The following is a 16558-nucleotide window of genomic DNA, read 5'->3' on the forward strand; positions in this document are numbered from 1 at the left end:
GGCTTGCAAGGTACGGGCTCTGCCGGTACGCAGCCCGCGGTGGGTTCGGTGCGTATCTTCGCGGCGAAAGACCGGTTCCCCGGGGGGCCCGGCTTTCCGCTCGTCCTTACCCTGCACTCATGCCCGACCTGATAACCAGCCCCCAGAATCCGCGCATCAAAAACCTGCTTAAGCTCCAGCAAAAATCCTCGGAGCGGCGCGCGCAGGGGCTGACCATTATTGAGGGCCTGCGGGAGCTGACCATTGCCCACGGTGCGGGGGTAGCCGTGCCGGCGCTGTTTGTGTGCCCCGAGCTGGCCGGCGCCGGGCGGCAGCAGGAGCTACGCACCTTGTTTGGGGGCGGGGCTACGGAGTGGTTTGAGGTATCGAAGGCCGTGTTCGAGAAGGTTGCTTACCGCGAAGGTTCCGACGGAGTATTGGCCTTGGCCGTGCCCCCGCGCCTGACCCTGGAAGAGCTACCCCTGCCCGCCGCTCCCCTTTTGCTGGTACTGGAGGCCGTGGAGAAACCTGGCAACCTGGGCGCCATTCTACGCACCGCCGACGCGGCCCAGGCTACGGCCGTTATCGTCTGCGACCCGCGTACGGACCTGTTCAACCCCAATGCCATTCGCAGCAGTATTGGCTGCTCGTTCACGGTACCCACCATTGCCACCACCCGCGACGAGTTGCTGGGCTGGTGCCGCCGCCACGGTATCCGGACCTACGCCGCGGCTCTGACTGAGCGGGCCGTGGCCTACACCACCTGCGACTTCCGGGGGCCTACCGCGCTGGTGATGGGCACCGAGGCCGATGGGCTGACTCCCGCCCTGCTGCAGGCCTGCGACCAAACCATCATTATTCCCATGCGCGGGGCCATTGACTCACTGAACGTAAGCACGGCCACAGCCATTCTTACTTTTGAGGCGGTACGGCAACGGGAGGCGTAAGGCGGCGGTTATCTTCCTCAGCTACGGCCCGTAGGTAGGGCGCGAGCAAAGCGGGCGTCACCTGCGAGGGTAGCTGCCGGCTGGCCCGGTACTGGCGAATGGTGTGGTAGAGTTGCTTGCGGTTCCAGACGGTAGCCTTCACCAGCCCAAAAGCCGATACGCCCAACAGGCTGTACGCTACCGGCGCTACCCAGGGGTCGTAGTAGTAGGAGCTGTAGTTGGGAGCCACGCCGCCCGTGCGCGGATCGGGGTTGTAGTGCTTGCCCAGCACGCTTACAATGGGTATCGGCGCGCCAGCAAACTGCATAATCTGGCGGCCGGTTTTCCACTTGGCGTAGTAGAGTCGAATAACCGCCCGGGCCGTATCGTTGAAACCAAAGGTTTCCTCGAAACCCAGCTCCGAAAGCCGATATTCGTACTGCCCAGGTTTGTCCGTCATGGCCGCGGCCGTAGCAGCGGCATCTTGGGCCTGGGCGGCCGTCAGGCTGATTAGAAAGCTAAGGGTAGCACTAGCGAGTACACGTTGTAGCACCGGCAATTCAGCAGTAGGTATATAAAGTGAGTTCAGCCAGCTTCCTCCTGGACTGCTGAACCGAACTCTTCCTTCAAAAGTACCAGACTACTTGTTGTTGTGCAATATGGTCGTCAACTCAGCATGTCACCAACTGGCCAAGAAGCTGAAGTTGGGGTAGGGCCACTCTGCAAACCGTAAAAATTGGGTAGTAGGTAAGAGTAGGAAGCATGTGGATGCTGGGCTGAACCTGAGGAGGCTGCCAATAATTATTGGCCTTCCAGGTGCCAAACTAGTTCCCCGGCCCGGGCCGTAGCCATTGAGGTCAGGTGGTCATCAAACAGCCAGAAATCAGCCGTGTAGCCGGCTTCCAAGTACCCCAGTTGGTCGTCAAGGCCTAGCACGCGGGCGGGGTAGAGGGAGGCCATGCGCAGGGCCTCGGCTAGGGGGATTCCCACCTGCTCCACGCAGTTACGCACGGCCAGGGGTAGGGTAAGGGCCGAGCCCGCCAACGTGCCCTGCTCGTCCACGAAATGGTTGTCTTGCCGTCGGAACCGGTAGGCGCCCTGCTGGCTTTCAGTTACGGCATCCGTAATCAGAAACAGCCGTTCCGCCAGCAGCTTTTTGCTGATGCGCACGGCGGCAAAACTGCAGTGCACGCCATCGGTAATAATGCTGGCCTGGGCCGCTGAATCGTCGTAAATGGCGCCTACTAGGCCTGGCTCGCGCCCATGCAGCGCCGACATAGCGTTAAACAAATGGGTTGCCGCCGCGAAGCCGCCGCGGAAACCTTCGGCTGCCTGCGAGTAGGTAGCGTTGGAGTGCCCCGCCGACAGCACCACGCCCGCCTCGCGCAGCCGCGCTACCACAGCGGGCGTGGCCACCTCGGGGGCCAGCGTCATCATTTTCAACACCCCATCGGCCATCTTGAGTAGCGTGTCAATCTCTGCTACCGAGGGCGCGTGAATAAACTCCTGCTGGTGCGCCCCTTTCTTGGCGGGGTTGATGTAGGGGCCTTCCAGGTGAATACCCAGCAGGCCCGGCCACTGCCGCTGAAACTCCCGGCCCGCCTCCAAAGCGGCCCGCATCATGCCGAGGGAGTTAGTTGGCATGGTGGCTAGTACGCCCGTGGTACCCTGCCGAAACGCGTGGTCCGTCAGGGCGTGCAGAGCTTCCAGGCTGGGCTCTACCGAAAAAAGCTTACCGGCGGCCCCATACACCTGCAGATCCAGCAGCCCCGGCGCCACGTTCAGTCCCTGCCCATCTACAACGGGTACATCGTCGGGAGCAACTACCTCAGGAACAACGGCTTCAATACGACCATCGGCCACGAGTAGTGCATGATGACGCAACAAGGTAAGACCGGTGTGGATAATGCAATTGCGGAGCAAATAACGCACGAAGCAGGGGAGTAATGAGGCGTGAAAGGACGCTAAGGTACGGCAGCTGGCCTGCTCAGGGTACGCACACTGACTTCTGTTGTCGTAAGCACCTGCAGAAGCGGCTTAGACCCTGCCTGCTGGTACAAGTTGCCCCGGCGGCCACCTGCGAGGCAGTTTTGTTTGTAGTGCTACCCCATTTTGTTGCCCTGACCTGGGCAATGATGAGTAGGGCAAAGTGCCGCCGTTATCCTCTCGCTTATAGGGCCTAACCAGCCATTAGCAGCAACGCCTACCAAAGGCGGGCGTATGCAGGAGGGGCCTGATAAAACTGCCCGGCGTGGGACATTGAAATCTGCTGCCAAACTCTACAACCGTACTCTTCTATGTCAGCTAGTAAACACCGAACTTTTCAAGTTTCTGGAGTAGTACAGGGCGTTTTTTACCGGCAAAGTACTTACACGGAAGCCTGCCGGCTAGGACTGACGGGCTACGTCCGTAACAACAAGGACGGCACCGTAACCATCGAAGCCGAAGGACCAGCCGCCGCCTTAGATGCGCTGGAAGTGTGGTGCCGACAGGGGCCGCCAGCAGCGCGGGTGGAGCAGGTAGTAGTCAGCACCGGCTCGGTGCAGGGCTATAAGGAATTTGCTATTCAACGCGGCTAGCCATGAAATACTGGGGTTTTCTGTTGTTGGCTATCTTGGCTGAAACGGCAGCTACTACGGCGCTTAAGGCCTCGGCCCAATTCACGAGGTTTTGGCCGAGCGTAGTGGTTGTGGTAGGGTATGGGGTAGCATTCTACTTTCTGAGCCTGACGTTGAAAAGCATTCCGGTGGGCGTTGCTTACGCCGTGTGGTCAGGTATCGGTATCGTGCTGATTACTTTAGCCGGGGTAGTATTTTATAAGCAGATTCCGGATGCCCCCGCCCTGTTAGGGCTCGGGCTGATTTTAGCTGGCGTTATTATAATCAACCTCTTCTCCAAAACCTCGGCGCACTAGTTGTACTACCCCCTACCACATCGGGCGCCTGGCAATTTAGCGTTACTTGTCATCCGATACTGTCCAAAAGCACAAAGGCGCAGCTTGCACCGCGCCCTGCTCATTGAATTCGGTAATTGTTCCTCTAGCTAGCTTTGTTGTATACCACCTTTTCCAGGTTTTCTAACCGCTGCCGCAACTCCCGTACCTCGGCCTCTTGGGTGCCCTGCGTGGTCTGCACTTTGTCGTAACGGTCGGTCTGTCGGTTCATGGCATCCAGCACGGCCGTCGTCATGTTGTTGAAGGCACTCTCCATGCGCGTGAAGCCGTGGTTCATCTCTTGGCGCAGGCCACCCACTTCCTGGCGCAAGCCGCCTACTTCCTGGCGCAGACCGCCCACTTCTTGGCGCAGGCCGCCTAGTTCTTGTTCCATTCTATCCTGACGCACGGAAATCTTGTCCAACGTAATCAGGATGTCGGCTACTACTTCGGGTATGTCGCGCTTATTGCGGTTTTCAGAATCCATAGGGAGTAGATAGATAGTCAGTTAGCGAAGATACGGAACCGGCTTAGCATTCGATGAGGCCCATAAGCAAAAAGGCGCGACCCTGGGGCCGCGCCTTTTTCCGTACGTGATTCGACAAATGGCTCCCATTTTAAGCGGCGAGCCACCCGTTAGCATCCGCGAGTTTAGTCGACTTTCTTGGCTGAGCGCAGACGCTCGTTTTCGTCGAGTAGGATCTTGCGCATCCGCACCGATTTCGGGGTTACTTCCAGGTACTCATCCTTCTGGATGTATTCCATGGCTTCCTCCAGCGAGAACTGACGCTTGGGCACAATCTTCACGTTCTCATCCGAGCCCGAAGCGCGCATGTTTGTCAGTTTCTTGCCCTTCTGGATGTTGATGGTCAGGTCATTAGGACGGGTGTGCTCGCCGATAACCTGGCCAGCGTACACTTCCTCGCCCGGATCCACGAAGAACTCGCCGCGGTCCTGCATCTTGTCGATGGTGTAGGCGGTACCGGCACCGGTGTCCATCGAAATCAGCGAACCAGAGATACGGCCCGGAATCACGCCTTTGTAGGGCTCGTAGGCCGAGAAGCGGTGGTTCATGATGGCCTCACCAGCGGTGGCGGTCAGCACGTTGTTGCGCAGGCCGATCAGGCCGCGGGCCGGGATGTTGAACTCCAGGTGCTGCAGGTCGCCCTTGGGCTCCATGATGGTCAGCTCACCCTTGCGCATGGTCACCAGCTCGATAACCTTACCAGCCGTTTCCTCCGGCACGTCAACTACCAAGTGCTCAATGGGCTCCAGACGGTTGCCGTTCTCGTCTTCGCGGAACAGAACCTGGGGTTGGCCTACCTGCAACTCGAACCCTTCGCGACGCATGGTCTCGATGAGTACCGACAAGTGCAGAATGCCGCGGCCGTACACCAGGAAGGTGTCTTCACGGTCAGTTTCCTTTACGCGCAGGGCTAGGTTTTTCTCAGTTTCCTTGAACAGACGGTCGCGCAGGTGGCGCGAGGTCACGAACTTGCCTTCCTTACCGAAGAAAGGCGAGTTGTTGATGGTGAACAGCATGTTCATCGTCGGCTCGTCGATGCTGATAGTAGCCAGCGCCTCGGGGTTTTCGGCGTCGGCGAGGGTGTCGCCAATATCGAAGCCTTCAATGCCGGTTACGGCGCAGATTTCGCCGGAGCTAACCTCCGAAACCTTGTTTTTACCGAGGCCTTCGAACACCTGCAGCTCCTTGATCTTCACCTTCTTGATGGTGCCGTCGCGCTTAATCAGGCTCATGTTGGCGCCTTCCTTCAGCGTACCGCGGTGCACACGGCCAATGGCGATACGACCTACGAACGAGGAGTAGTCCAGGGAGGTAACCTGCATTTGCGGGGTGCCTTCCAGCTGGGGAGCGGGCGGAATGGAAGCCACTACGGCGTCGAGCAGCGGAATAATGCTGTCGGTTTTTTCCTTCCAGTCGGTGCTCATCCAGCCCTGCTTCGAGGAGCCGTACAGGGTCACAAAGTCCAGCTGGTCTTCGTTAGCGCCCAGGTTGAACATGAGGTCGAACACCTGCTCGTGCACCTCGTCGGGGCGGCAGTTTTCCTTGTCTACCTTGTTGACTACCACGATGGGCTTCAGGCCCAGGTCAATGGCTTTGCCCAGTACGAAGCGGGTCTGGGGCATGGCACCTTCGAAGGCGTCAACGAGCAGCAATACGCCGTCGGCCATCTTCAGTACCCGCTCCACCTCACCGCCGAAGTCGGCGTGACCAGGCGTGTCGATGATGTTGATTTTTACGTCCTTGTAACGTACGGATACGTTCTTGGAAACGATAGTAATGCCCCGCTCACGCTCCAGATCATTGTTGTCGAGGATCAGGTCGTCGAACTGCTGGTGCTCGTCGAAAAGCTTCGAGGCGTGAATGATCTTGTCCACGAGCGTAGTCTTGCCGTGGTCAACGTGCGCAATGATGGCGATATTCCGAATGTTCTGCATACAAAGGTTTTTCCGGGCGCAAAGGTACGGAATGTTTAGCGCAAAAAACTGACAGTAATTAATTGTTACTGAGAGGGGAAGAAACAGGTGGTGAGAAGACAGACAACTCCTTGGGCTGCTGAGGTTCCGCCCCGGCTTATTTCATCCGCTTGCCCCGGCCGTAAGACCGAACCGTAGGCTAGCTGCGTATGTTGTGTTGTCAGCCTGCCCACGGGGGTAGGCGGCTTGCTTACACCTCACTTTGTTTTGCTAATGCGCTCCTCCCTTTTAATTGTGCTGTTGTCCTTCCTGACGCTGAACTCGGCTTGTTCCCAGAAAAAAAGCCGCGACGCGAAAATGGACTTAGCCGAATCTTCTCGGCCCGTTACCACGGCCTCCGCAGCCGGTAAAGCCTACCCCAAGCCTCGGCTCGTAACCGGCAAGCCCGATGAGTTTCCCATTCGGAAAACCGATGCACAGTGGAAGGCCCAACTCACGCCGGCCCAATACTTTATTCTGCGCCAGCAGGGTACGGAGCGGCCGTTCGTGAATAAGTATGCCAACAACCACGAGAAGGGCAACTACTACTGCGCCGCCGACCACAACCTGCTGTTCTCGTCAGAAACCAAGTTCGAATCGGGCACGGGCTGGCCGAGCTTCTGGGCCCCCGCCACCGAAAATAGCCTGAAAGTAACCGCCGATAACACCCTGGGCATGAGCCGCGACGAGCTGGTATGCGCCAAGTGCGGTGGCCACCTAGGCCACGTGTTCGACGACGGCCCTAAGCCCACCGGCCAGCGCTACTGCATGGACTCCGATGGCATGGTGTTCGAAAAGACGAAGTAAAAAATGAACCCGGGCTGGCAGTCGGCAAGACTGCAAAACGGCCGACTACCCATCCTTATACCCCAAGGCTGCCGCTTCCGGTACTTTTGTAGTGGCCCGTTGGCAATCCAAGCCAGCGGGCCATTTCGTTTGTTTGGGCGCCAAGGCGGCAGCTCCGCCCAATTTCTTCTACGCATGTCAACTCAACTTTCCTCTGATTCTATTGCTGATTTGCAGCAGACTTTGGCCCCGGCCCGCGCGCAGCTTGTTGCACACGGCGTCTACCAGTCGCTGCATTCCCTAAGCGACTTGCGCGTGTTTATGCAGCACCACGTGTTTGCCGTATGGGATTTCATGTCGTTACTGAAGGCCTTGCAGCGGGAGCTGACCTGCGTGAACGTGCCGTGGGTACCGCGCGGCAACCCCGCTACCCGTCGGCTGATCAACGACATTGTATTGGAGGAAGAAACTGACGTGGACCCCGAGGGCAACCCGACCAGCCACTTTGAGCTGTACTTGCGCTCCATGCGTGAATGTGGCGCCGATACGGCCCCAATTGAACGGCTGCTGGCGGCGTTGGCCCAGGGAGCTTCCGTGGCGGCGGCCCTAGAGCAGGCTCAGGCGCCCTCTTCGGTCCGGGAGTTTGTGCTGGACACTTTCCGCATTATCAGTTCGGGCCAGCCCCACGCGGTGGCAGCCGCCTTTACGTTTGGCCGCGAGGATGTAATTCCGGATATGTTCCGTCATCTCGTGCACGATTTGCGCCAGCGCTTCCCCGGTCAGCTCGATACCTTCACCTACTACCTCGACCGTCATATTCAGCTTGACGAGGAAGTGCACACTCCACTGGCCCAACAGATGGTGCGCGAGCTGTGCGGTGATGATGCCCAACGCTGGCAGGAAGCTGCCACGGTGGCTACGCGCTGTATGCAGGCCCGCGTGGCCCTCTGGAACGGAATTCAGGCCGACTTAGCGGCAACTCAGGGGTAGCGGGTCAACTTCCCGGCCGCTAGTTCGTTAGCAAAGAAGTCCACCTATGCCAGGCGGGCTTCTTTGCTTTTTGTTATGAACCTGTCTGCCTCCAGCCGCTATTTACTACCCCTGCTAACCCTGCTGATGGCTTGCACTGCCTCCCAGGAAACTACCGGCGAGGAAAGCGCCGTGCAACGGCCACCTACCCGCATTGTAACCGATGCCGACCGCCAGGCTGCCTACAACAGCAATGCCGGTTACGGTGGCTCCGTCCCCGATGCCACTCCCGGCCGCGTAGCCATTCGGGAGCAGGCCAGTGGCATCAATTCGCGCAAGCGCCCCGAAAGCCTGAATACCAACGACAACAACACAACCCCGCCGGAAACCCGTCTGCGCCGCCTCAACGGCGCCCCAGCCGACACCCTGCGCCTGCCCCGGCAGTGAGCCGGAAAAAGGCTACTACACGCCAGTACACCCACCGAAAAGGCCCTGCACTTCAGTTTAGTTGCAGGGCCTTTTCGGTGTAGAAATCAGATTTTTACAGGCTTACTCCATCAGAATTCGTGTCGGAGTCTGGAGCGGGGGTAGCGTTAGGTGCGTTTTTTTTCACGGCAGGGCGCGAGCGGGTCGGCGCTGGTCGTACGGCCGCTACTTTAGTGTTAGGTCGGGCCGCAGCGGCTTGGGTAGTTGAGCCGTTAGCTGCTACCGCTCCGTTAGGCCGGGGGGCGCGTGGTGCGGTGGGGCGGGCCCCAACCCCTGATGAAGGGGTAGCAGCAGGGGCGGACTCCGACGTGAGTGAATCCGAGAAAGTAGAAACGCTGTCGGAAGCGGCGAGCGTACCGCCCTCATGATGACGAACGATGGTGTGCAAGGCTTGCTCAAATAGCTGCTCCATGTCTACATCCAGCCGGCGGGTAGCATCCTGAACTACCTCCTTAAGCTTGGCTTTCGTTTCCTTGCGAATCCGTTTTACTACCTCGTCAATGCGGCTGTCAAGCTGCTTCTGAAGTTGCTTGGCGGCAATTTTGAGTGCTTTCTTCTGAGTCGCCTTTTTACTGGGGCGCGCATCAGTAATAACCGAAGTGGCCGACTTAGCAGCTTTGGCCGCCTTGCGTTGCGCTTTTTCAGTGGGGTCTTTTTCCTTTTTAGCCTTTTTGGCGGGCTGTTCCTGATCGGAGTTTTTCATGACTGCAGAAATGAGGAGAGAAGTGCTAGCTCAAATACGGTGGAACGCTACAGTAGGTAGCCTAAATATAGAAGGATTTATAGCCTGACTTGTTTGTTGAAAAGAGAAGCTCGTAGCTATTTCCGTAGAGGACCCCGAATTTTGCGGCTACATAAGCCGCTCACCTGATGTAAACGGCCGCATTCTGACGTCCACGGAATCACGCTGCCGCAGCATCTTTCCTCATTTTACTTGTTCCTTTGCACTCCCCTTGTCCGGTAGGTACTACCGGGCGCTTCCTGAAAAATAGTTTTTACTCGATATGCCCTCTGCTCCCCAACGCTACACCGTTACGGCCGCGCTGCCCTACGCCAATGGTCCGGTACACATCGGCCACCTGGCTGGCGTGTACATTCCGGCCGACATTTATGCCCGCTACCTACGCGCCCAGCAGCGCGACGTAAAATTCATTTGCGGCTCTGATGAGCACGGCGTACCGATTACTATTCGGGCCCAGAAGGAAGGCGTCACGCCCCAGCAGGTAGTGGATAAGTACCACGCCATCATCCGCGACTCGTTCCGGGACTTTGGTATTTCCTTCGATATCTACTCCCGCACTTCCTCCCAAACGCACGCCGAGGTAGCCAGCGGTTTTTTCAAGAAGCTCTACGAGGAAGGCAAGTTCATTGAGCAGACCTCGCAGCAGTACTATGATGAAAAGGCCGACCAGTTCCTGGCCGACCGCTACATCGTGGGCACCTGCCCGAACTGCGGCAACGACAACGCCTATGGTGACCAGTGCGAGAAGTGCGGCACCTCGCTCAGTCCCACCGAGCTGATCAACCCGCGCTCCATGCTCTCGGGCAACCAGCCCGTGCTGCGCGAAACCAAACACTGGTACCTACCCCTGGATCAGTACGAGCCCTGGCTGCGCGAGTGGATTGTGGAAGGTCACAAGCAGGACTGGAAAACCAATGTGTACGGCCAGTGCAAGAGCTGGATCGACCAGGGTCTGCAGCCCCGCGCCGTTACCCGCGACCTGGACTGGGGCGTACCCGTGCCGGTGGAAGGGGCGGAAGGCAAGGTGCTTTACGTGTGGTTTGATGCGCCCATCGGCTACATTTCCGCCACCAAAGACCTACTACCCGACACCTGGGAAACCTACTGGAAAGACCAAGGCACGCAGCTAGTGCACTTTATCGGTAAGGATAACATCGTATTCCACTGCATCATCTTCCCGGCGATGCTCAAGGCCCACGGCGACTATATTCTGCCGACCAACGTGCCCGCCAATGAGTTTCTGAATCTGGAAGGCGACAAAATCAGCACGAGCCGCAACTGGGCCGTGTGGCTGCACGAGTACCTGCAGGATTTCCCCGGCCAGGCCGATGTGCTGCGCTACGTGCTCTGCGCCAACGCTCCCGAAAACAAGGACAACGACTTCACCTGGAAGGACTTTCAGGCCCGCAACAACAACGAACTGGTGGCTAACCTGGGCAACTTCGTGAACCGGGCCGTGGTGCTGACGCACAAGTTCTTTGAGGGAAAAGTGCCCGCCGCCGTGGGCTTTACTACCGAAGATGAGGACGTGCTGCGCCAGCTCCAGGAGTTTCCGCAACGCATCGGGGAGCTGATCGACAACTACCGCTTCCGCGACGCCCTAAACGAGCTGATGAACCTGACGCGCCTGGGCAATAAGTACCTCGCCGATATGGAGCCCTGGAAGCTAATTAAGTCAGATGAGGCGCGCACGGGTACGGTGCTGCATGTCGCTCTGCAATTGGCCGCTAGCCTCGTAACATTGCTAGAGCCCTTCCTACCCACAGCCGCCAGCCGCCTCGGTACCATGCTCAACATCGAAAAAGGTACTTGGCAGCAAGCTGGCCGCCTCGAGAACCTAGCTGCTGGTCATCAGCTAGCGGAGGCTGCTTTGCTGTTCACCAAAATCGAAGACGCTACTGTAGAAGCCCAGGTGCAAAAGCTGCTAGATACCAAGAAAGCCAACGAGCTAGCCGCTGCCGTTTCGGCCCCGGCCAAGGACGACATCAGCTTCGAGCAGTTCCAGACCATGGACTTGCGCATCGGTACCATTGTGGCTGCGGAGAAAGTCGCTAAAACCAAGAAGCTGCTCAAACTCAGCGTTGATCTAGGCTTTGAAGAGCCCCGCACCATCGTGTCGGGCATTGCCGAGCATTTCCTGCCCGAAGCCCTGGTGGGCCAGCAGGTACAAGTGCTGCTCAACTTGGCTCCCCGCGAAATCAAGGGAATCCAAAGCCAAGGCATGCTCCTAATGGCCGAAAACGCCGATGGCTCTTTAAGCCTGATGCAGCCGAGCAGCCACGTACGGCCGGGTTCGGGCGTGGCATAGTTCTACCGTTTAAGCTTATAAAAAAGCCGGTCGCCGAGGTATTCAACTTGGCGACCGGCTTTTTTATGAACGGATTGGGTTACGATACTTGACTATGTTCTATTAAAACAGATCAGTTAAACACCATCTTATTGTTACTGGCTACAATGGAAGCAGGGTCGTTTTTGATTGCTGTGATCTTAGTAATCCTTTTATACTTGATTTTACCAATAGTGATAATATGGGGTGGTGTCAAACTATTGCGTTCCAACGACGAACAAAGGCACCAATTGATAACCAGATTCCTTGGTGTTATGCTGTTATTATTACTGTCAGTCTACGTAGTGGTAGGGGTAGTGAAAGTGATTAATTTCCTGTCTTAAGCCTGTTTATTTAACGTTCACCACATTCATGGCCCGCTCCAAGCCTACTGTACCGAACAGCAGCACTGCTTCGGCGGCTTTTTCCAGACGGCCTTCGAGGTCAATTTGCTCATCCGCGGAGAAAGGGCTGAGCACGTAATCTACCTGCCGGCCTTTGCTAAAGCTGGAGTCAATACCGAAGCGCAGGCGGGCGTACTCGTCGGTGCCTAGTGTTTCCTGAATGTGCTTGAGGCCGTTCTGCCCGCCCGCGGAGCCTTTGCCTTTCAACCGGAGCTTGCCGAAGGGTAGGGCCAGGTCGTCGGTTACTACCACCATCTGCTCCTTAGTCAGCTTGAGGGCACTAAGCCAGTGCGCGGCCGCTTTCCCGCTGAGGTTCATGTAGGTAGTGGGCTTTACCAGCACGAAGGTGTGGCCCTTATGCTTGATTTCGGTGGTAAAGGCATGACGCCCCAACGCCCACGGCGCGGCCTCGTGCTTGCGGGCCAGGTAGTCGCCCACCATAAACCCTACGTTGTGGCGGGTGTCGGCGTATTCCGGCCCGATGTTGCCCAGGCACAGCACAAGAAACTTGCTCACGGATTGTCGCGGATTAAAAGTCGAATTCACACAAATTCTGGGGCCGAAATATATTCAGCCCCGCTGCTCGAGCCGCACTAAACACGGTAGGTCGGCTCACAAAAAAAGCCGTCCTGCCAGCAGGACGGCTTTTCAATGGACGGTATTACTCAGCACGAACTCCGTGTAATCCGAGAAATCCGTCTGAATCCGTGATTTATTTGTCAGCCTGCAGGGTGCCTTTCAGAGCACGCGGGATGGTTACGGTAGCAATGGGAGCCAGCGGGTTGGTCAGGATGGAATAGCCCTTGGGCTCAACCTTGTTCACCTTGATGGATTTGCCCAGGCCCAGGTCTGAAATGTCAACCTCCACGTAGTCGGGCAGGTTTTCGGGCGAAGCCTTCACGCGGATTTTGCGCAGCTTGCTTACCAGCTTACCACCGGCCAGTACGCCCGGCGATACGCCAACGTACTTCACGGGAACGTCCATTTTCACTTCTTTGCCTTCCTGCAGCTCCAGGAAGTCAACGTGCAGCAGCATTTCGTTCACGGGGTGGAATTGCGAGTCCTGCACAATGGCGCGACGGATGTCACCTTCGATGTTCAGCTCTACGATGTGCACCTCGGGGGTGTACAGCAGTTCGCGGAACAGGATGGCCGGGGCCGAAAAATGCACTTGGTCACCAGCGCCGTACAGTACGCACGGTACGTAGGACTCTAGGCGCAGGGCCTTGGCATCCTTCTTACCGAGATTCGCTCTTTTAAACCCTACAATCTCGAGGCTTTTCATAAACGTGTTCTTTTGAAGAAAAAACGCTTACCCACAGCAGGTAAACGGGCCGCAAAGATAAGATGTTATCATAGATTTTCTACTTGCCTTACACCAATAAAAGTGAAAGAGCGGACCGGCAACTGTTGTTAACTTACCAGTTAGACCATATCACCAAGCCGATTATTGACCAGTAGAAGGCGCCACAAATCGCGGCAAGAATAAGTAGCCGTCGGGCCAGTTCCCGCAGAGAAGTAACTGCACTCAGCCAACGCAAGGCCAGGAACCCGGCTACTGCCAGAATAGCCAGGATAAAGGGGTAGAAGAGGATAAGAGGCGACACACCATATAGTAATACCATATAATCAGGAATAACGAAACAGACTTTGGCTTTTACACAAACAGCGAACTGATGGATTCGTGAGTTACGACATTACGAATAGCTTGCGCAAACAGACCCGCCACGGAAATCACCTTGATTTTAGGATTCTCTTCCTTTAGAGGCATCGTGTCGGTAATTACAAGCTCTTCCAAAACGGAATTGCGAATTCGCTCGTGGGCTGGGCCACTGAGTACGCCGTGGGTAATAACGGCGCGTACTGACTTGGCGCCCCGCTCCATGAGCAACTCGGCCGCCTTGCAGATGGTACCCGCCGTGTCCACGATGTCATCCACGAGCACTACGTTCATGCCAGCTACGTCGCCGATAACCTGCATGGAAGCAATTTCATTGGCTCGCAGGCGCATCTTGTCACAGACGACAATTTCGGCCCCAAACTTCTTGGCAAAAGCCCGCGTGCGTACTACCCCGCCTACATCGGGCGAGGCAAAAATGAGGTTGTCAAGGTTCAGAGACTGGATATAGGGTGCCGTGACGGTAGCCCCATCCAGATGATCCACGGGAATATCAAAGAAGCCTTGAATCTGGCCGGCGTGCAGGTCGCAGGTCATCATGCGGTCAGCGCCCACGCTCTGAATCATGTTAGCTACCACTTTCGCGCCAATGCTCACGCGCGGCTTGTCTTTGCGGTCCTGGCGGGCGTAGCCCATATAGGGCATCACGATGTTGACTTTATAGGCCGAAGCCCGCTTGGCCGCATCCACCATTAAGGCCAACTCCATCAGGTTTTCGGCGGGCGGGTTAGTGCTCTGAATCAGGAATACGGCACAGCCCCGGATGCTTTCGTTGAAGCTGGGGCCCAGCTCCGTATCGGCGAAGCGCTGAATACTCAGGTCGCCGAGGGGAGTGCCGTAAGCGGCTGCAATCTGTTCGCCCAGTTCTCGGGAAGCATTACCCGCAAAAATCTTTACCTGCTGTGACATGACGGAAAGGGAAGAGGGAGGAAATGGAAAAAGCGAAAGGCGCTGACTCTTCCGATGCAGGAAGAATCAGCGCCTTTCGCGTTGGGGTTGTCGGTTGTCCGACCAGGGCTCGAACCTGGACTTTCTTGAATCAAAATCAAGCGTGTTGCCAGTTACACCATCGGACAATTTCCAAGCAGTAACCGGTGTGGGTGTGCCGTTTGGTTGTGCAAATGTACAGCAGCTTTTATTCAAGGCAAATTTCTGGGAGAAAATTTTTCTTTCAAGTAGCCCTCTGATTCGGCAAGGGCAGAGTTTTTTGGCTGATTTTCAGGTATTCAGAGCCGGAAAAAAAAGTTGGCGAAGCTGGGTTTTAACCCGCTTTGGCAATGCCGGGATTAAGCTGTACTTTTGCGTCCTGAAACGTTGCACCCATCCCCATATACAAAACGCAATGGCGAATACCGGCAAAATCACCCAGGTTATCGGTCCCGTCGTGGACGTAAGCTTCGCGGGTGAAAGCTCCAAGCTTCCCAACATCCTCGACGCCCTCGAAGTGACAAAAGACAATGGCCAGGTAGTTATCCTGGAGTGTCAGCAACACCTGGGCGAAGACCGTGTGCGCACCATCGCCATGGACTCGACCGAGGGCCTGACCCGCGGCGCAGTAGTTCGTGACCTCGGCTCGCCCATCACCATGCCCACCGGCGAAGGTGTGCGCGGCCGTCTGTTTAACGTGATTGGTCATGCCATCGACGGCATCGAGCAGCCCCAGAGCGAGGGTGGCCTGTCCATCCACCGCAATGCCCCGGCTTTCGAAGACCTGGCTACTTCCTCGGAAGTACTGTTCACGGGTATCAAAGTAATTGACTTGCTCGAGCCGTATGTAAAGGGCGGCAAAATTGGTTTGTTCGGGGGTGCCGGCGTAGGCAAAACCGTACTCATCATGGAGTTGGTAAACAACATTGCCAAGGCCTACGGTGGTCTGTCGGTGTTTGCTGGCGTGGGTGAGCGTACCCGCGAAGGCAATGACCTACTGCGCGAATTCTTGGAGTCGGACGTAATTAAGTACGGCGAAGGCTTCAAGCACTCGATGGAAGAAGGTGGCTGGGACCTCACGAAAGTGGACGCCGAAGCCCTGAAAGACTCGAAGGCTACCCTCGTGTTCGGCCAGATGAATGAACCCCCCGGAGCCCGGGCCCGCGTAGCCCTCTCGGGCCTGACGGTAGCCGAAAGCTTCCGCGACGGTGATGGCACCGGTGCTGGCCGCGACATCCTGTTCTTCATCGACAACATTTTCCGCTTTACCCAGGCGGGTTCGGAAGTATCGGCTCTGCTGGGCCGGATGCCTTCGGCCGTAGGGTACCAGCCCACGCTGGCTACCGAAATGGGTGCCATGCAGGAGCGCATTACCTCTACCAAGCGCGGTTCCATCACGTCGGTGCAGGCAGTATATGTGCCAGCCGATGACTTGACTGACCCGGCTCCGGCAACTACGTTTGCTCACTTGGACGCTACCACCGTACTGTCGCGTAAGATTGCCGAGCTGGGCATCTACCCCGCAGTAGACCCGCTGGACTCGACCTCGCGCATTCTGTCGGTAGAGGTACTAGGCCAGGAGCATTACGGTACCGCCCAGCGCGTAAAGGAGATTTTGCAGCGCTACAAAGAACTGCAGGACATCATCGCCATCCTGGGTATGGACGAACTCTCCGAAGAAGACAAGCTGACGGTAACCCGCGCCCGCCGCGTGCAGCGCTTCCTGTCGCAGCCCTTCCACGTAGCTGAGCAGTTCACCGGCCTGAAAGGTGTGCTGGTTGACATCAAAGACACCATCAAAGGCTTCAACGAAATCATCGACGGCAAGTACGACCACTTGCCCGAGGCGGCTTTCAACCTGGTTGGTACCATTGAGGATGCCGTGGTGAAAGGCGAGAAGCTGATGTCGGAAGCCAAGTAGAATT

Annotated in this window: 16 protein-coding genes and 1 tRNA gene; 8 read left to right on the plus strand and 9 right to left on the minus strand. The window is 56.9% G+C overall.

All coding sequences use genetic code 11. From position 1 onward, the window contains the following. The first annotated feature begins 119 nt into the window (after nucleotides 1–119). On the plus strand, nucleotides 120–926 hold the full coding sequence (locus MWH26_RS02260) for a TrmH family RNA methyltransferase (protein WP_247975880.1): 807 nt from the start codon (nucleotides 120–122) through the stop codon (nucleotides 924–926). Here the strand turns inward: MWH26_RS02260 and MWH26_RS02265 are convergent. Together MWH26_RS02265 and nagA are read right to left on the minus strand one after the other, a co-directional pair. Beyond that, nucleotides 892–1458, minus strand: a complete 567-nt coding sequence (locus MWH26_RS02265) for a hypothetical protein (protein ID WP_244695014.1) — start codon at nucleotides 1456–1458, stop codon at nucleotides 892–894. The two genes, MWH26_RS02260 and MWH26_RS02265, sit on opposite strands and share 35 nt — an antisense overlap. Before the next feature lie 248 nt (nucleotides 1459–1706). Continuing rightward, nucleotides 1707–2837 carry an N-acetylglucosamine-6-phosphate deacetylase gene (nagA, locus tag MWH26_RS02270; protein ID WP_247975881.1) on the minus strand — a complete coding sequence of 377 codons (1131 nt, stop codon included), beginning with the start codon at nucleotides 2835–2837 and terminating at the stop codon, nucleotides 1707–1709. A gap of 365 nt (nucleotides 2838–3202) precedes the next feature. On the opposite strand from nagA, the gene MWH26_RS02275 reads away from it, so the two are divergent. Further along, nucleotides 3203–3484, plus strand: a complete 282-nt coding sequence (locus MWH26_RS02275) for an acylphosphatase (RefSeq protein ID WP_247975882.1) — start codon at nucleotides 3203–3205, stop codon at nucleotides 3482–3484. A 2-nt stretch (nucleotides 3485–3486) separates the two neighbouring features. Beyond that, the gene (locus tag MWH26_RS02280; protein ID WP_247975883.1) at nucleotides 3487–3819 is read left to right on the plus strand and encodes a DMT family transporter; all 333 of its coding nucleotides are present in this window, start codon (nucleotides 3487–3489) and stop codon (nucleotides 3817–3819) included. Between the two features lie 124 nt (nucleotides 3820–3943). Here MWH26_RS02280 and MWH26_RS02285 read toward each other — a convergent pair whose 3' ends face one another. Together MWH26_RS02285 and typA are read right to left on the minus strand one after the other, a co-directional pair. After that, the gene (locus MWH26_RS02285) at nucleotides 3944–4324 is read right to left on the minus strand and encodes a hypothetical protein (protein WP_247975884.1); all 381 of its coding nucleotides are present in this window, start codon (nucleotides 4322–4324) and stop codon (nucleotides 3944–3946) included. Nucleotides 4325–4488: 164 nt separating this feature from the next. Beyond that, entirely contained in the window at nucleotides 4489–6297 is a 1809-nt protein-coding gene (gene typA / locus MWH26_RS02290) for a translational GTPase TypA (protein ID WP_244695018.1), read from the minus strand. 252 nt (nucleotides 6298–6549) lie between these two features. Between typA and msrB the strand changes: the two genes are divergently transcribed. The 3 genes from msrB (at nucleotide 6550) to MWH26_RS02305 (ending at nucleotide 8517) form a co-directional block, all read left to right on the plus strand. Continuing rightward, nucleotides 6550–7122, plus strand: a complete 573-nt coding sequence (msrB, locus tag MWH26_RS02295) for a peptide-methionine (R)-S-oxide reductase MsrB (protein ID WP_247975885.1) — start codon at nucleotides 6550–6552, stop codon at nucleotides 7120–7122. Between the two features lie 174 nt (nucleotides 7123–7296). Beyond that, the gene (locus tag MWH26_RS02300; RefSeq protein ID WP_247975886.1) at nucleotides 7297–8091 is read left to right on the plus strand and encodes a DUF3050 domain-containing protein; all 795 of its coding nucleotides are present in this window, start codon (nucleotides 7297–7299) and stop codon (nucleotides 8089–8091) included. A 75-nt stretch (nucleotides 8092–8166) separates the two neighbouring features. Beyond that, complete coding sequence (locus tag MWH26_RS02305) at nucleotides 8167–8517, plus strand: hypothetical protein (RefSeq protein WP_244695022.1); 351 nt, start codon at nucleotides 8167–8169, stop codon at nucleotides 8515–8517. A 94-nt stretch (nucleotides 8518–8611) separates the two neighbouring features. On the opposite strand, the gene MWH26_RS02310 is transcribed toward MWH26_RS02305, so the two are convergent. Continuing rightward, the gene (locus MWH26_RS02310; RefSeq protein ID WP_247975887.1) at nucleotides 8612–9259 is read right to left on the minus strand and encodes a hypothetical protein; all 648 of its coding nucleotides are present in this window, start codon (nucleotides 9257–9259) and stop codon (nucleotides 8612–8614) included. 301 nt (nucleotides 9260–9560) lie between these two features. Between MWH26_RS02310 and metG the strand changes: the two genes are divergently transcribed. Next, a complete protein-coding gene (metG, locus tag MWH26_RS02315) occupies nucleotides 9561–11606 on the plus strand; it encodes a methionine--tRNA ligase (RefSeq protein ID WP_247975888.1) in 2046 nt (681 codons plus the stop codon). A gap of 368 nt (nucleotides 11607–11974) precedes the next feature. Here the strand turns inward: metG and pth are convergent, their stop codons facing one another. From pth to MWH26_RS02335, 4 genes are all read right to left on the minus strand, one after another. Continuing rightward, nucleotides 11975–12544, minus strand: a complete 570-nt coding sequence (gene pth, locus MWH26_RS02320) for an aminoacyl-tRNA hydrolase (RefSeq protein ID WP_247975889.1) — start codon at nucleotides 12542–12544, stop codon at nucleotides 11975–11977. A 196-nt stretch (nucleotides 12545–12740) separates the two neighbouring features. Then, entirely contained in the window at nucleotides 12741–13313 is a 573-nt protein-coding gene (locus tag MWH26_RS02325) for a 50S ribosomal protein L25/general stress protein Ctc (protein WP_188558810.1), read from the minus strand. Nucleotides 13314–13685: 372 nt separating this feature from the next. Continuing rightward, entirely contained in the window at nucleotides 13686–14615 is a 930-nt protein-coding gene (locus MWH26_RS02330; protein WP_188558811.1) for a ribose-phosphate pyrophosphokinase, read from the minus strand. A gap of 94 nt (nucleotides 14616–14709) precedes the next feature. After that, nucleotides 14710–14782: transfer RNA gene (locus MWH26_RS02335), tRNA-Gln, on the minus strand. Nucleotides 14783–15048: 266 nt separating this feature from the next. On the opposite strand from MWH26_RS02335, the gene atpD reads away from it, so the two are divergent. Continuing rightward, nucleotides 15049–16554: a F0F1 ATP synthase subunit beta gene (atpD, locus tag MWH26_RS02340; RefSeq protein WP_244695026.1), complete on the plus strand. Its 1506-nt coding sequence runs from the start codon at nucleotides 15049–15051 to the stop codon at nucleotides 16552–16554. The last annotated feature ends 4 nt before the right edge of the window (nucleotides 16555–16558 follow it).

It is taken from the genome of Hymenobacter sublimis (assembly GCF_023101345.1).
Classification (GTDB): domain Bacteria; phylum Bacteroidota; class Bacteroidia; order Cytophagales; family Hymenobacteraceae; genus Hymenobacter; species Hymenobacter sublimis.

Excerpts from the sequence above, each read along its gene's own strand:
- MWH26_RS02325 (WP_188558810.1), bottom strand. The coding sequence starts at position 13,313 with ATGAAAAGCCTCGAGATTGTAGGGTTTAAAAGAGCGAATCTCGGTAAG.
- MWH26_RS02300 (WP_247975886.1), top strand. The coding sequence starts at position 7,297 with ATGTCAACTCAACTTTCCTCTGATTCTATTGCTGATTTGCAGCAGACT.
- typA (WP_244695018.1), bottom strand. The coding sequence starts at position 6,297 with ATGCAGAACATTCGGAATATCGCCATCATTGCGCACGTTGACCACGGC.
- atpD (WP_244695026.1), top strand. The coding sequence starts at position 15,049 with ATGGCGAATACCGGCAAAATCACCCAGGTTATCGGTCCCGTCGTGGAC.
- MWH26_RS02280 (WP_247975883.1), top strand. The coding sequence starts at position 3,487 with ATGAAATACTGGGGTTTTCTGTTGTTGGCTATCTTGGCTGAAACGGCA.
- msrB (WP_247975885.1), top strand. The coding sequence starts at position 6,550 with ATGCGCTCCTCCCTTTTAATTGTGCTGTTGTCCTTCCTGACGCTGAAC.
- metG (WP_247975888.1), top strand. The coding sequence starts at position 9,561 with ATGCCCTCTGCTCCCCAACGCTACACCGTTACGGCCGCGCTGCCCTAC.
- MWH26_RS02285 (WP_247975884.1), bottom strand. The coding sequence starts at position 4,324 with ATGGATTCTGAAAACCGCAATAAGCGCGACATACCCGAAGTAGTAGCC.
- MWH26_RS02330 (WP_188558811.1), bottom strand. The coding sequence starts at position 14,615 with ATGTCACAGCAGGTAAAGATTTTTGCGGGTAATGCTTCCCGAGAACTG.
- MWH26_RS02275 (WP_247975882.1), top strand. The coding sequence starts at position 3,203 with ATGTCAGCTAGTAAACACCGAACTTTTCAAGTTTCTGGAGTAGTACAG.
- MWH26_RS02305 (WP_244695022.1), top strand. The coding sequence starts at position 8,167 with ATGAACCTGTCTGCCTCCAGCCGCTATTTACTACCCCTGCTAACCCTG.
- MWH26_RS02310 (WP_247975887.1), bottom strand. The coding sequence starts at position 9,259 with ATGAAAAACTCCGATCAGGAACAGCCCGCCAAAAAGGCTAAAAAGGAA.
- MWH26_RS02260 (WP_247975880.1), top strand. The coding sequence starts at position 120 with ATGCCCGACCTGATAACCAGCCCCCAGAATCCGCGCATCAAAAACCTG.